The following is a 13029-nucleotide window of genomic DNA, read 5'->3' as shown; positions in this document are numbered from 1 at the left end:
CCCCCCCCCCCCCCCCCCCCCCCCCCCCCCCCCCCCCCCCCCCCCCCCCCCCCCCCCCCCCCCCCCCCCCCCCCCCCCGGGGCGTTTGCATTGAGCCGGTCGTGACCGGGACGGGATTTGACATCTGCGCGCGCATCGCTATACTTAATCGTAAATCGCAATAAACACTAAACATCATGTCCGACTTCTCCCGCATCGAACTTTCCTACGCCGGCGGCGATGGCCAGGCCGTCGCGCATCCAGTCCGCTTCCTCGGCTTTCCCGGCGGCGAGCGCCATGTCTGGATCGGCGAGGGCGCGGGCGGAGCCGGGCGCGCCTACACCATCGACGCGCGCATCTATTCCTCGGACGCGGTCATGGACCTGCTGCTGCTGAACGACGCGCTGCGCCGCGTGGCGGGCGAGGGCGCGGCCGTGACGCTGCGGCTGCCCTATCTGCCCTATGCGCGCCAGGACCGTGTCACGGTCGCGGGCGAGCCGCTGTCGGTCAAGGTGTTCTGCACTTTGATCAACGCCATGAAGTTCGACCGCGTGGTGGTGGCCGATCCGCACAGCACGGTCGCGCCGGCGCTGCTGGACCGCGTCGAGATCGAATCGGCCGAGGGCTTCCTGGGCCAGGTGCTGGCCCTGCCTGAATTCGCGGGCGGCGTGGCGCTGGTGGCGCCGGATGCCGGCGCGCACAAGCGCGTGCTGGCCCTGGGCGAACGCTTCGGCGCGCCGGTGGTGTGCTGCGCCAAGCTGCGCAATACCGCCACCGGCAAGCTCAGCGGCGCGCGCGTGCTGGACGAGGTGCCGGACCTGCCGCTGCTAGTGGTGGACGACATCTGCGACGGCGGCGGCACCTTCGTCGCGCTGGTCGCGCTGCTGCGCCGGCACAGCGACCGGCCGCTGGGCCTGTACGTGACGCATGGCCTGTGCACCAAGGGCGTGGCGCCGCTGCGGGACTACGCAAGGCTGTATACGGCCTATCCGCGCGACCCCGCGCTCTGGACGCCGCGCGGCGACATCTTCCAGGCCATCGACGCGGCGCCGCAGGCGGCCATCGCGGCGTGAATCCGAATCCACACTGAACAACCCCACCCAGTCGAGCAGAACCATGTCCACCCTGAATCCCCTGACCCAGATCGACTTCTACAAGAGCGGCCACATCTTCCAATACCCGGCCGGCACCGAGAGCGTCTACTCGAACTTCACGGCGCGTTCCGACAGGCTGGCGCCGGTGCTGCGCTCGGGCCTGGCGCCGTTCGAAGGCAAGGTGGTGTTCGTGGGCCTGCAGGGCTTCGTCAAGGAATTCCTGATCCAGGCTTTCGACGCAGGCTTCTTCCGCCTGCCCAAGGCGCAGGCCGTGCGCCAGTACCGCCGCCGCATGGACAATGCCCTGGGCCCGGGCGCCGTGCCGGTCGACCACATCGCGGCCCTGCACGACCTGGGCTACCTGCCTGTGCGTATCAAGGCGCTGCCCGAAGGGTCGCGCGTCAACATCAAGGTGCCGCTGTTCACGGTGCGCGAGACCCGCAAGGAGTTCGCCTGGCTGACCAACTACCTGGAAACCGTGCTGTCCAATTTCAACTGGAAGCCGATCACGGTGGCCACCATCGCCCATGAATACCGCCGGTTGCTGGAGGCCTATGCCGACCTGACCGGCGCCGACGCCGCCTTCATCGACTGGCAGGCGCACGACTTCTCGGCGCGCGGCCTGTCCGGCCCCGAGGATTCCATGCGCGCCGGCTTCGCCCACCTGTGCTCGTTCACGGGCACCGACACCGTGGCGGCCATCGACTACGCCGAGCAGTACTACGGCGCCGATTCCGACCGCGAACTGGTGGGCGGCAGCGTGCCGGCGACCGAGCACAGCGTGATGAGCATGGGCGGCAAGCTGGACGAGATCGGCACTTTCCGCCGGCTGATCACCGAGGTCTATCCCTCGGGCATCGTGTCCATCGTGTCCGACACCTGGGACTTCTGGCAGGTCATCACCGAATACGCCAGCGCGCTGAAGGCCGAGATCCTGGCGCGCGCGCCCAATGCGCTGGGCCAGGCCAAGGTGGTGTTCCGGCCGGATTCCGGCGATCCGGTCAAGATCCTGACGGGCTATCTGCCGGACGAGTTGGCGGGCGATGCCGACGCGGACGGCATGTACACCGTCAAGGACACGGGCGGCAAGATCACCGAGGCCGAGCGCAAGGGCGCCGTGGAATGCCTGTGGGACATCTTCGGCGGCGACCTGACCGCCAAGGGCTTTCGCGTGCTGCATCCGCGCGTGGGCCTGATCTACGGCGACTCGATCACGCTGAGCCGCGCCGAGCGGATCCTGGAACGCCTGCGGATCAAGGGCTATGCCTCGACCAACTGCGTGTTCGGCGTCGGCTCCTACAGCTATCAGTACCTGACCCGCGACAGCTTCGGCATGGCCATGAAGGCCACCTGGGGCATGGTCAATGGCGAGGCGCGCGAGCTGTCCAAGGATCCCAAGACCGACAGCGGCACCAAGAAGTCGGCGGTGGGCCTGCTGCGCGTCGAGCGCGAGGGCGACGACTATGTGCTGCATGATCGCCAGACGCCCGAGCAGGAGGCCGGCGGCCTGCTGCAAGACGTGTTCGTCGACGGCAAGCTGGTGCGCGAGCACACGCTGGCCGAGATCCGCGCCCGCCTGCGCAACGGCGGCTGAGCGGCGCCGCGCGCCCTGGCGCCGCCCGCTGGCGGGCCGGCGCGCGACGTTGTCGCTTGTTGAAAACAAGCCTGTCATACTTGCGCGACGAGACATCCGCGCAAACAGAGGCGGCGGAATCGGCGCATGCGGTTCCGTCCCTCGACCTCTCCAGAGTTCCGGGATGACCAAGACCGCCACCGCCCATGAACGCCCCATCCTGACCGTGGACGTGGCGCTGCTTGCCCTGATCGATCAGCGCCTGCACGTGGCCCTGGCGCCGCGCGCGGCGGCCCCGTTCAAGGGCCAGTTGGCCTTGCCGGGCGGCTATGTGCGCGTCGACGCAGACGCCGATACGGACCAGACCGCCCGCCGCGTGCTGCGCGAGAAGCTGGGCTTCGAGCCGGCCCATCTGGAGCAGGCCTGCACCGAGTCCGGCCCCGCGCGCGATCCGCGCGGCTGGTCCGCGTCGGTGGTGTACCTGGCGCTGCATGCCGCCGACGCGCTGCAACCGCTGGCGGACGACGGCCGCATCACGCTGCACGATATCGAGGCGCTGCCGGCGCTGGCGTTCGACCACAACCGCCTGATCGCGCTGGCCGCGCAGCGCCTGCGCGCGAAGTCGGCCTATACGTCCATCGTCGCGCATCTGCTGCACGACGAATTCACCATTCCCCAGGTCCAGGCGGCCTTCGAGGCCGTGACCGGGCATCGCATGAATGCCGCCAACTTCCGCCGCAAGATCCTGGAAACGGGCGCGCTCAGGGAAACCCGCATCGTGCCGGCGGCCTACCGGCCGGCGCAGGCCTATCGGTTGGCCGAGCCCCTGACGGACTTCGGCCAGAATCTGGCGCGCTGAACGGGCGTCGCCGTAGCGCGGGATCGGACGGCGCTACGCCAGCGCCAGGGCCCGCGCCGCGCCCGCCGCCGGCGCGGCCGCGCGCTCAGGCCAGGGTCTTGCCGGCCGGCGCCCGCACCTCGTCGCAACGTTCGCACAGGCCGGCATCGTCCGACAGCGATGGCATGTGCCGGCGGCAGCACGGGCAGGCGGGCCTCGCGGTGGGCTGCAAGCGCGGTTCCGCGTCGCGCGCGAGGCACGTCGCGGGTGCCAGACGAGAAACAATCGCAACAATATCTTTCGCGTCAGCGCGAGGGTCTCGGGCCGCCAGCCGCGCGGCGCGAAGCCGTCCTGGCCCTTGCCAGCGCTGGCGATGCCTCGCATCCACGGCAGGCCGCGCGCGGCAGCGCGGCGCCAGGCAGGCGCGACGGGCCATGTTTCAGCGCGCAGCGCACGCTTTGTGATCCGGACCCCGGCCATTAGGATGCGCGCTCGACGATTCCATCACGCATTGCCACCAAGGACCGATCCATGACCCTGCCGCGACCGCGCCACGCCTTGACCGCCCTGACGCTCACGCTGACCCTGACGGGCTGCGTCAGCCCGTCATTCATGACGAGCAAGGAAGGCACCATGGACGACCCACGCTACGCGCAGCTGCTCGACCTGATCGGCGAGGCGCTGAAGGACGACATGGCCGTGGTGCTGGTGGCCGACATCATGCCGCACGCGTCGCTGAAGGACGCGCTGACCATGACGCAATGGACCCCGACCGTGATCTGGATGCACGAGAAGGAGCCCAGGGTGACCTTCAGCCGCAAGTTCCAGACCAACTCGTTGAAGCGCGATCCCAAGGAAACCTATCTGTTCGGCGCGTTCGAGGTGCACATCCTGCCGCCCGGGAAGTACTTGCTGACCGGCGGCGACGACTACAAGCTCAACGCCCTGCTGGATCAGGTCGGCGCGCGCAGCGGGCCGGTCGGATCGGGCCGGGGCGCCAACGGCACCGCCTATCTGTCGCCCGAGCTGTATCGCCAGTTCTACCGGGAAGCCGCGTGGCGCGACGCCACCACGCATACCCAGACCAAGACGCGCCAGGTCTGCACCGCCGTGCACGCGGCCTCGGGCGCCTGCGTGAGCTGGGGCGAGCAGCAATACAACGAGACCTCGGCGGGCATGCCGGCGGGCTATTACGAACAGACCGATTCGCGCGACATTCCCGCGATCAAGGTGCAGGCGCGCATCCCGCCGGCGCAGGCATTGGCCAGCTTCACGCTGAAGGGTGGCCAGCTGGTGCTGAGCCAGCGCATGCACCTGAAGACGCCGAGCTACAAGTTCCGCCAGCCGGCCTGCCGCGCGGTCGATCCCAAGATGATCGAATGCCCGCTGGAAGACCTGACCGTCTACACCCGCCCGGCGCCGATGGAGTTCGCGCAGCAGCTGATCGCGCGGCGCGTGAACGTCAGCGACAAGCACCGCGAGATGCTGTCCGGAATGCAGCCCATGCAGATCACGCCGCTGGGCAGGCAGGGCATGGAAGATCCGATCTGGGGCGTGCCGCTGTCGCTGGGCAAGGGGAAGTAAGGGACGCTGGCGGGATACGTAATTGAGTCTCAAAAAATAGGATATAGATCCCGAATAGTGGGTTGATGGCCGGCTTCCGGTGATATTCTGGCCTCGCTTGATCAGGGCGCGGCGGCGCGCCCGCATCGGCGATGACGGGGGCACCAGCCATGACGACGCTTGCGCAACAGCCGGCTTTCAACCAGTTCCTCGGCGCGGTCGATGCCGCGCTCCGCGCGCGGCTCGACCCGCCGGCATTGCTAGACCGGGTAGAAGACGGGGCGCGGCGGCTCGTGTCACGCGATGACTGGCTGCCCGAGACGGCCGCCCGGCCGCATCCCGTCCACTACCGGCAATACCTGCTCTATTGCGATCCGCGCGAACGCTACTCGGTGGTGAGCTTCGTCTGGGGGATCGGCCAGCGCACGCCGATTCACGATCACATGACCTGGGGCGTCATCGCCATGTTGCGTGGCGCCGAGCGCGCGGAGCGCTATGAACGCGCGGCGCCCATGCGGCTGCTGGGCGAGTCCGTGCTGCTGCCGGGCGATGTCGACCGCGTGTCGCCGCGACTGGGCGATATCCATCGCGTGAGCAATGCCTGCGATGACCGGGTCTCGATCAGCATCCATATCTACGGCGGCAATATCGGCCGCATCCCGCGCCATGTCTACGACGTTGATACCGGCGCGCGGCGCGCCTTCGTTTCGGGATACGCCAACGCCGACGCGGCGGCGGCCGGGTTCGCGCGCCTGGACTGAGGCGCGCGGCGGGCAAGCCCCGTGCGCCATCGCCGGCGTCGCCGCGCGCCCGCGCACGGTTCGCACCCTGTTCAAAGTGTCAGTTTCGCTGCCCGGGAAAGGCGCTGAGAATGGCTGGAAGAAATAGGGAATCAAGATCCTGACGCACGGGACGCATGCAAAGGGGAAGAGGATGAAGATCACCGCTGTCGAAACGCTGGCCTGCGATGCCGGCTGGCGCAATTACCACTTCGTGAAGGTCAGCACGGATGCCGGCGTGACCGGCTGGAGCGAATACGACGAGGGCTTTGGATCACCCGGCGTGTCGGCGGTGATCGCGCAGTTGGCGGGCGCCATCGTCGGGCAGTCCTATGCCGGGCCGCAGCGCTTCCACGCGGATGTCTACGCCCGCACCCGGCCAGCAGCGGGCGGGGTCGTGGGCGAAGGCATCGGCGCGTTGGAAAACGCGCTGCTCGACGCCCATGCCAAGCGCCTGGGCGTGCCGTGCTACGAGGTGCTGGGCGGCAAGGTGCGCGATGCGTTGCGCGTGTACTGGTCGCACTGTCCGGCATGGCGCATCAACCATCCGCAGCACTATGGCCCCGCCATCACGGACCTGGCCGGCGTCGAGGCGGCAGCGGCCCAGGTGCGCGAGCGCGGCTTCTCTGCATTGAAAACAAACCTGTTCATCCACGACGAAGGCCCGTCCTTCGCCTGGCGGCCCGGGTTTTCCTCGCCGTTCTCGCCCGAGCTGAACGTGGACCGCCGCGTGATCCGCAATCTGCGCGCCACGCTGGAAGCGCTGCGGCGCGGCGCCGGTGATGACATCGACATCCTCGTCGACCTGAACTTCCACGCCAAGACCGAGGGCTATCTGAAGATCCTGCGCGCGATCCAGGATTTCGATCTGTTCTGGGTCGAGCTGGACAGCTACAGCCCGGACGCGCTGGCGTTCATTCGCGGGCAGAGTCGCTTTCCCATCAGTTCCTGCGAGACGCTGTTCGGCGGACGCGAGCTGCTGCCCTTCCTGCGGCGGCAGGCCGTGGACGTCGCCATCATCGACACCGTCTGGAACGGGGCCTGGCAAGCGATGAAGATGGCCGACCTGTGCGATATCCACGAAGTCAACGTCGCGCCCCACAACTTCTATGGGCACTTGTGCACGTTCATGAACGCGCACTTCGCCGCGGCGGTGCCGAACTTCCGCATCATGGAAACCGATATCGATCGCCTGGCCTGGGACGACGCGTTGTTCACGCACGCGCCGCAGTACCGCGATGGACACCTGATCGTGCCCGACCGGCCGGGGTGGGGCACCGAACCCGATGAGGCCGCATTGCGCGCGCATCCGCCGAAGCCGCATGGGCTGATCTACGCGCGCAAGCACTGACCCGGCTTGCCGGATTCCTGTTTCCGCTTTTTCCCGGGGCGCGGCCATGCGGTGTCCATGCCCCGCGCTCATCCTCCCTCTATCAGGAGCAAGCACCATGATGAACAACTGGACGGATCAACTGGCCAACTTGCGGACGGGCGCCAAAGCGCTGGCGCAGGCCAACCCCGCCGTGGTCCAGGCCTACGCCGGGCTCAACCGGGCGCTGGGCGAGGGCCAGGCCCTGGACGCCAAGACCCGGGAGCTTATTGCCCTGGCCGTCGCGGTGACGACCCGCTGCGACGGTTGCATTTCCTCGCATGCCGCGGCCGCGAGGCAGGCCGGCGCCAGTCAGCAGGAGGTCGCCGAGGCGCTGGGCACGGCCATCGCGTTGAACGCGGGCGCGGCCTATGTGTATTCGGCCCGCGCGCTGGAGGCCTACAACCAGTTCGAGCAGGCGTAGACCGGCATCGGCAATGGCGGCGCGGCGGGGTCGCGCGCCCAGGCACAACAAGGGGAAAGACATGAAACCGGCAATCCTATTGCTGAAACTGATCGGGCTCGCTTGCGCGGCCAGCCTCTCGACGCTGGCGCAGGCCGCGTGGCCGGAGGATAAGCCCATCCGGCTGGTGGTGCCCTTCACCGCCGGCGGCACCGCCGACGCGTTGGGCCGCAGCCTGGCCCAGCAGCTCGCCAAGGAGCTGGGGCAGACCATCATCGTCGAGAACAAGCCCGGCGCCGGCAGCATGCTGGGCACCCGCGAGGTCGCCGGCGCCAGGCCGGATGGCTACACGCTGCTGCTCGGCACGACCGCCAACGTCTTCAACAAGTATTTCTACAAGAAGCCCCTGTACGACCTGCAACGCGACCTGACTCCAATCAGCCAGCTGGTGGAAATCCCCAACTTTCTCGCGGTCAATCCCAAGCTTCCCATCGAGACGCTGGCTGAACTGATTCGCTACGCGCGCGCGCATCCGGACCAGCTCAGCTGCGCCCATTCCGGCATCGGCGCTTCGCCCTTCGTGGCCTGCGAGCTTTTCAAGAAGATGGCCCAGGTGCGGATCGTCAGCGTGCCGTATCAGGGCGGTACGCAGGCGATCTCGGACGTCATCGGCGGCACGGCGTCGCTGGTGTTCCAAAGCGAGGCGCTGTCCTATATCCGCGCGGGACAGCTGCGTCCCATCGGCGTGACGACGGCCAGCCGCTCGCCGTTCCTGAAGGACACGCCGGCGATCGCCGAGCAGCTGCCGGGCTATGAAGTGTCCGCCTGGTACGGATTGCTTGGGCCAGCGGCGCTGCCGTCCGAGATTTCGGCGCGGCTGGCGCAGGCGGTGATGCAGATCCTGCGCAGCCCGGAGATGCAGGAGCGGCTGGCCCTGGTCGGTGGCGTGGCGGTCGGCAGCGAGCCCGCCGCGTTCAAGAAGAAGCTGGACGCCGACCTCGCGTTCTACGACCAGGCCATCCCGGCGCTGGGCGTCAACGCCGACTGAGCGCGGGGCGGCGTGCCTTCGCGCCGGGCGCGCCGCCCTGTCTGCGCTCCAATACGGTTTGCAGCAGCTCCACCAGCTCGCCCACGATGCCCTCGCGTTCCCTGGCGTAGATCGACACCACGATCGGCGCCTCGGCGGGGAAGCGCGCATAGGGCCGGACGCGATAGCCGGTCACGGCGTTGCGGGGCAGCAGCGACAGCCCGATGCCCGCCTCGACCGCGATCAGCACGTTGTGCAGGCTGCTGCCGGAAAACGCGTTGTACCAGCGCAGCCGCTCGCGCTCCAGGCGCTCGAACATGGCGTCGCGATACAGCCCGCCGGGCGGAAACGTCACCAGCGGCACGGGGGAGGGCCAGGCGCGCGGCGCGTTCAGGCTTTCGAACCAGGCCATGGGTTCCGGGAACGAGGACCGGCAGTCGGGGCCGGCGGCGGCTTCCTTGACGATGACGATATCGAATTCCCCGCCCCGGTAGCGCTGGGTGAGATCGCGGCTCAGGCCGTCCGTCACGTCCAGATGGATTTCCCGATGGCGTCGTGAAAAATCGCGGAAGGTCGCGGCCATCGCCGCGTTGACCAGGTCCTCGGGCACGCCGATGCGCAGCGGCGCGGTGCCGGCCGGATCGCCCAGCGCCGCCTGCGCCTCCTGCTGCAGGGCGAGGATCCTGCGGGCATAGCCCAGCAGCCGTTCGCCGGCGGCCGTGGCCACGATCGGCCGCGCGGTCCGGTCGACCAGGGCGGAGCCGACCTGTTCCTCCAGCCGCGCGAGCTGCTGGCTGATGGTGGACTGGGTCATGCTCAGGCGGTCGGCGGCGGCGGTGAAGCTCTGCGCGTCGATGATGCCGACGAAGGAACGCAACAGTCGCGGATCTAGCATGGCGGCGTGATGACCTTCCACACGCCACGGCATGCAGCAAATGGATATGGTCTATCTGAATATTTAATTTTTAAATATTACTCCCGCTCGCTATAGTCAGCACGGACCACAGCACGGACGACGGCGCGGACGCCGCTTGCCCGTCGCCGCGCGAACCCGGAGCAGAAACATGAGCGATACCTTGCATTTCCTGAACATGGCCATCGAGCTCGCCCGCGCCAACATCGCCGCCGGCGGGCGTCCCTTCGGCGCGGTGCTGGTGCGCGACGGCCAGGTGTTGGCCACCGGCGTCAATGAAATCCTGACCTCGCACGACCCCACCGCGCATGCCGAGCTGATGGCCGTGCGCGCCGCCAGCCGCAAGCTTGGCTCGCCTGACCTGAGCGGCTGCGCGGTCTATGCCAGCGGCCATCCCTGTCCCATGTGCATGGCGGCGATGCGGCTGGCGGGCATCCGCGAGGTGGCCTACGCCTATTCGAACGACGACGGCGCGCCCTACGGGCTGTCCACGGCGGCGGTCTACGCCGATCTGGCCAAGCCCTTCGAAGAGCAGTCCATGCGGATCCGGCACGTGCCGGCGCCGGAGCAGGGCGGGCCCGGGCTGTATGCGCAATGGCAGCAGGCCATCCACCGGCAGGCATGAAGCGATGACTCGTGCAGGAACCCGGGCCGGGAACCCCGCGTCCGCCGGCCTATTGCTGGCCGCCATCGCCCTGGTGGCGCTGAACCTGCGGCCCTTCATCGCCGGCATCGGCCCGCTGGCCGCCGATATTGGCGCGCACACCGGCCTGGATCTCAAGCGCATGTCGCTGCTGACGCTGGTGCCCATGCTGCTGATGGGGCTGGTGGCCTTCGCGGGGCCGGCCGTGCAGGCGCGCCTTGGCGGCCGGCGCGCGGTGCTGCTGGCGCTGGCGCTGCTGGCGGCCGGCTCATCGCTGCGGCTGTGGGCCTCGGCCGGCTGGCAGCTGATCGGCACCGCCGCCATGCTGGGCCTGGGCGCTGCGGTGGTGCAGGCCGTGTTGCCCGGCATCATCAAGCGGCAGTTCCCGCGCCATGTCGGCGTGGTCATGGGGCTGTACTCGTCGATGCTGATGGCGGGCGGCGCGCTGGGCGCGCAGCTGTCGCCGCTGGCGGCCGCCGCCAGCGGCGACTGGCGCATCGGCCTGGCCTGGATGGCCGTGCCCGCGCTGCTCGCGCTGGCGCTGGCGGCGCGCAGCCTGCCGCCCGACGAGGCCGTCCGCTCCGGCCGCATGGCGGCCGCGACCTATCTGGCGCGGCCGCGCGTCTGGCTGCTGATGGCCTGCTTCGGCCTGGTCAACGGCGGCTATTCGTCGGTGGTGGCGTGGCTGGCGCCGTTCTATCAGGAGCGGGGCTGGAGCGCGGCGGCCAGCGGCAGCCTGCTCGCGGCCCTGACGGTATGCCAGGCGGCCGCGGCGTTGCTGCTGCCGGTGCTGGCTCGCAAGCACGAGGACCGCCGGCCCTGGCTGTGGCTGACCCTGGTCCTGCAGGCGGCGGGTTTCGCCGCCCTGGCGTGGCGGCCGGACGCGGCGCCCATCGCCTGGGCCATGCTGCTGGGAGCGGGACTGGGCGGCTGCTTCGCCCTGTCGCTGATCGTGGCGCTGGACCATCTGCCGGATCCCCTGCGCGCCGGCGTGCTGTCTTCCTATGTGCAGGGCGGCGGCTTCCTGATCGCGGCGGCGCCGCCCTGGATCGTGGCGGCGTTGCGCGAGGCCACCGGGGGCTTTCGCGACGGCTGGCTGCTGCATCTGGCCTGCGTCGCCGTCGTCGCCGCGCTGTACCTGCGGGCCGCGCCGTCCAGTTATGCGAGGGCGATGGCCGCGCCGCGCGCCGACGCGGCGCGGGCAGGCTCCGGCGGTTCCTGAGGTCATCGGCCGGCGGCGCGGGCTTCGCGCCGTGACGCGTCATGTACCGGTCACATGCCCGGACTATGCTGCGGCAGCACTGGCGCCTCCCGTCCTCGCGGTGAGCATCGACGGCTATGTTCGACTATTCCTGCCATGGCTCACTTTCGAGGCGCGCGCGGCGCGCGGTTCCTGACTCGTTGCCTCCTGCTCGTCGCGGCATTGGCGGCGCGCGGCCAGGCGGCGCCGGCCGGGGACGCGCAGGGCCTGCGCTTCTTCGACATCCCGGCGCTGCCGCTGGCCGAGGCGCTGCAGCGCTTCACCGCCAGCACCGGACATTCCGGGTTGTACGACAGCGGGCTGGTCGCGGGCAGGCGCTCGCGCGGCGTGGCGGGGCATTACACGGCGGAATCGGCGCTGCGGCTGATGCTGGGCGACTCGGGCTTGCAGGCGCGCTACGGCTCGCCGGACACCTTCACGCTCGCCGCCGTGGCGACAGCCGCGCCGGGGCCGGCCGAGACGCTGGCGGCGCGGCAGCGCTACTACGGCAAGCTGCAGGCCGCCATGCGCGCGCTGCTTTGCGGCGACCCGGATGTGCGCCCGGGCAGCTACCGCGCGGCGGTCAGCCTGTGGTTCGGCGACAGCGGCCAGGTGCGGCGCGTGCGCCTGCTGGATTCCACGGGTTCGCCCGAGCGCGATCAGCTGCTGACGCAGCGGCTGGGACGATTGAAACTGGACGAGGCCGCGCCGCCGGGCGTGGGCCAGCCCATCACCTTTGTGATCCGGCCCGGGCAGGCCGCGGCCACCGGAGACTGTCTTGCATAACGGCAAGAGCGCGGATGCGTTCCGCCAGGACCGCCATCCCGGTCCGCCATGCCAGGGACCGGCCCCATGAAGGACGGCGGCCTGGCTTCGTTGCGCAAGTCGCTGGTCACCCACTATGACCGGCTCAAGCGCCGCCTTTCCGCCCGCCTGGGCAATGACGAGCTGGCGGGCGACGCGTTGCAGGACGCGTACCTGAAGCTGGACGGCGTCGCCGCGCCCGAGGCGGTGCGGCAGCCCGAGGCCTACATCTACCGCATGGCTTTCCACATCGCCGCCGACTACGCGCGCTCGGGCGATGAAAGGCTGACGCGCGCCGAGGCCGACGAGATCCTGGGGCTGACGCCCGACGCCGCGCCCGGTCCGGCGCAGATCGCGGAGGACCGGCAGGCGCTGCAGACCCTGATGCGGGCGCTGGAGCGCATGCCGGAGCGCCAGCGCGAGATCCTGCTGGCGGCGCGCCTGGACGGCGTCACGCAAAAGGAGCTGGCGGCGCGGCATGGCATTTCGGTACGCATGGTGGAGCGCGAGCTGCAGCACGCGCAGGCCTATTGCCGCGCGCGCCTGCCGTATTCAAGGTCGGATCGATGATTTTCAGCCGCTACTTCAAATCGGGCGCCAAGGCGCTGGACAGCGAGGCCGAGGCCTGGGTGCGGCGCATCCAGTCCGGGCAGGCCACGCGGCGCGACGCGCTGGCGTTGCGGGAATGGTGCGCGCACAGCGACGCGCACGCGGCGGCGTTCGAGCGGGCGCGGCGCGCCTGGGTGGACATCGGACAGGCCGGCAGGGCGTTCCGCGCCGCGCATCCGCGCGCGGCGGCGGGCG

At 69.6% G+C, this 13029-nt stretch carries 15 protein-coding genes; 13 read left to right on the top strand and 2 right to left on the bottom strand.

All coding sequences use genetic code 11. The features are described 5' to 3' along the window. Positions 1-176 precede the first annotated feature (176 nt). The 3 genes from ACEU5R_RS30715 to ACEU5R_RS30705 all read left to right on the top strand — a co-directional run bounded on the left by ACEU5R_RS30715 (position 177) and on the right by ACEU5R_RS30705 (position 3505). Positions 177-1052 carry a ribose-phosphate pyrophosphokinase-like domain-containing protein gene (locus ACEU5R_RS30715; RefSeq protein WP_392413591.1) on the top strand — a complete coding sequence of 292 codons (876 nt, stop codon included), beginning with the start codon at positions 177-179 and terminating at the stop codon, positions 1050-1052. Positions 1053-1095: 43 nt separating this feature from the next. Beyond that, a complete protein-coding gene (locus tag ACEU5R_RS30710; protein WP_392413589.1) occupies positions 1096-2667 on the top strand; it encodes a nicotinate phosphoribosyltransferase in 1572 nt (523 codons plus the stop codon). A 163-nt stretch (positions 2668-2830) separates the two neighbouring features. Continuing rightward, positions 2831-3505 (top strand): NUDIX domain-containing protein, encoded by a 675-nt coding sequence (locus ACEU5R_RS30705; protein ID WP_103276161.1) that lies wholly within the window; start codon positions 2831-2833, stop codon positions 3503-3505. Between the two features lie 85 nt (positions 3506-3590). On the opposite strand, the gene ACEU5R_RS30700 is transcribed toward ACEU5R_RS30705, so the two are convergent. After that, the gene (locus ACEU5R_RS30700; protein ID WP_392413587.1) at positions 3591-3716 is read right to left on the bottom strand and encodes a hypothetical protein; all 126 of its coding nucleotides are present in this window, start codon (positions 3714-3716) and stop codon (positions 3591-3593) included. Between the two features lie 299 nt (positions 3717-4015). Here ACEU5R_RS30700 and ACEU5R_RS30695 point away from each other — a divergent pair, with 299 nt between their 5' ends. The 5 genes from ACEU5R_RS30695 to ACEU5R_RS30675 all read left to right on the top strand — a co-directional run bounded on the left by ACEU5R_RS30695 (position 4016) and on the right by ACEU5R_RS30675 (position 8646). Then, positions 4016-5068 (top strand): hypothetical protein, encoded by a 1053-nt coding sequence (locus ACEU5R_RS30695; RefSeq protein WP_103276160.1) that lies wholly within the window; start codon positions 4016-4018, stop codon positions 5066-5068. A 149-nt stretch (positions 5069-5217) separates the two neighbouring features. Beyond that, positions 5218-5808 (top strand): cysteine dioxygenase, encoded by a 591-nt coding sequence (locus ACEU5R_RS30690; protein WP_233772566.1) that lies wholly within the window; start codon positions 5218-5220, stop codon positions 5806-5808. A gap of 172 nt (positions 5809-5980) precedes the next feature. After that, entirely contained in the window at positions 5981-7177 is a 1197-nt protein-coding gene (locus ACEU5R_RS30685; protein ID WP_392413585.1) for a mandelate racemase/muconate lactonizing enzyme family protein, read from the top strand. Positions 7178-7274: 97 nt separating this feature from the next. Next, complete coding sequence (locus tag ACEU5R_RS30680; RefSeq protein ID WP_103276157.1) at positions 7275-7619, top strand: carboxymuconolactone decarboxylase family protein; 345 nt, start codon at positions 7275-7277, stop codon at positions 7617-7619. Between the two features lie 61 nt (positions 7620-7680). After that, positions 7681-8646, top strand: coding sequence for a Bug family tripartite tricarboxylate transporter substrate binding protein (locus ACEU5R_RS30675; protein ID WP_392413583.1), 966 nt, complete (start codon positions 7681-7683; stop codon positions 8644-8646). Here ACEU5R_RS30675 and ACEU5R_RS30670 read toward each other — a convergent pair. Next, positions 8633-9520, bottom strand: a complete 888-nt coding sequence (locus tag ACEU5R_RS30670; RefSeq protein ID WP_392413581.1) for a LysR family transcriptional regulator — start codon at positions 9518-9520, stop codon at positions 8633-8635. The genes ACEU5R_RS30675 and ACEU5R_RS30670 overlap by 14 nt on opposite strands. A gap of 169 nt (positions 9521-9689) precedes the next feature. Between ACEU5R_RS30670 and ACEU5R_RS30665 the strand changes: the two genes are divergently transcribed. The 5 genes from ACEU5R_RS30665 to ACEU5R_RS30645 form a co-directional block, all read left to right on the top strand. After that, positions 9690-10163, top strand: a complete 474-nt coding sequence (locus tag ACEU5R_RS30665; RefSeq protein WP_392413579.1) for a nucleoside deaminase — start codon at positions 9690-9692, stop codon at positions 10161-10163. 4 nt (positions 10164-10167) lie between these two features. Beyond that, a complete protein-coding gene (locus ACEU5R_RS30660; protein ID WP_392413578.1) occupies positions 10168-11403 on the top strand; it encodes a cyanate transporter in 1236 nt (411 codons plus the stop codon). Positions 11404-11538: 135 nt separating this feature from the next. Next, positions 11539-12207: a secretin and TonB N-terminal domain-containing protein gene (locus tag ACEU5R_RS30655; RefSeq protein WP_392413576.1), complete on the top strand. Its 669-nt coding sequence runs from the start codon at positions 11539-11541 to the stop codon at positions 12205-12207. Positions 12208-12273: 66 nt separating this feature from the next. After that, complete coding sequence (locus tag ACEU5R_RS30650) at positions 12274-12795, top strand: RNA polymerase sigma factor (protein WP_158658502.1); 522 nt, start codon at positions 12274-12276, stop codon at positions 12793-12795. Next, positions 12792-13029 (top strand): DUF4880 domain-containing protein (locus tag ACEU5R_RS30645; RefSeq protein ID WP_392413574.1); only part of this gene is annotated, 238 nt, incomplete at its 3' end. The genes ACEU5R_RS30650 and ACEU5R_RS30645, both read left to right, overlap by 4 nt.

It is taken from the genome of Achromobacter sp. 413638 (genome assembly GCF_043119405.1).
GTDB lineage: Bacteria > Pseudomonadota > Gammaproteobacteria > Burkholderiales > Burkholderiaceae_B > Achromobacter.
Note: the sequence above shows the minus strand (reverse complement) of the source record. Positions and strands in the feature narration are given on the sequence as shown.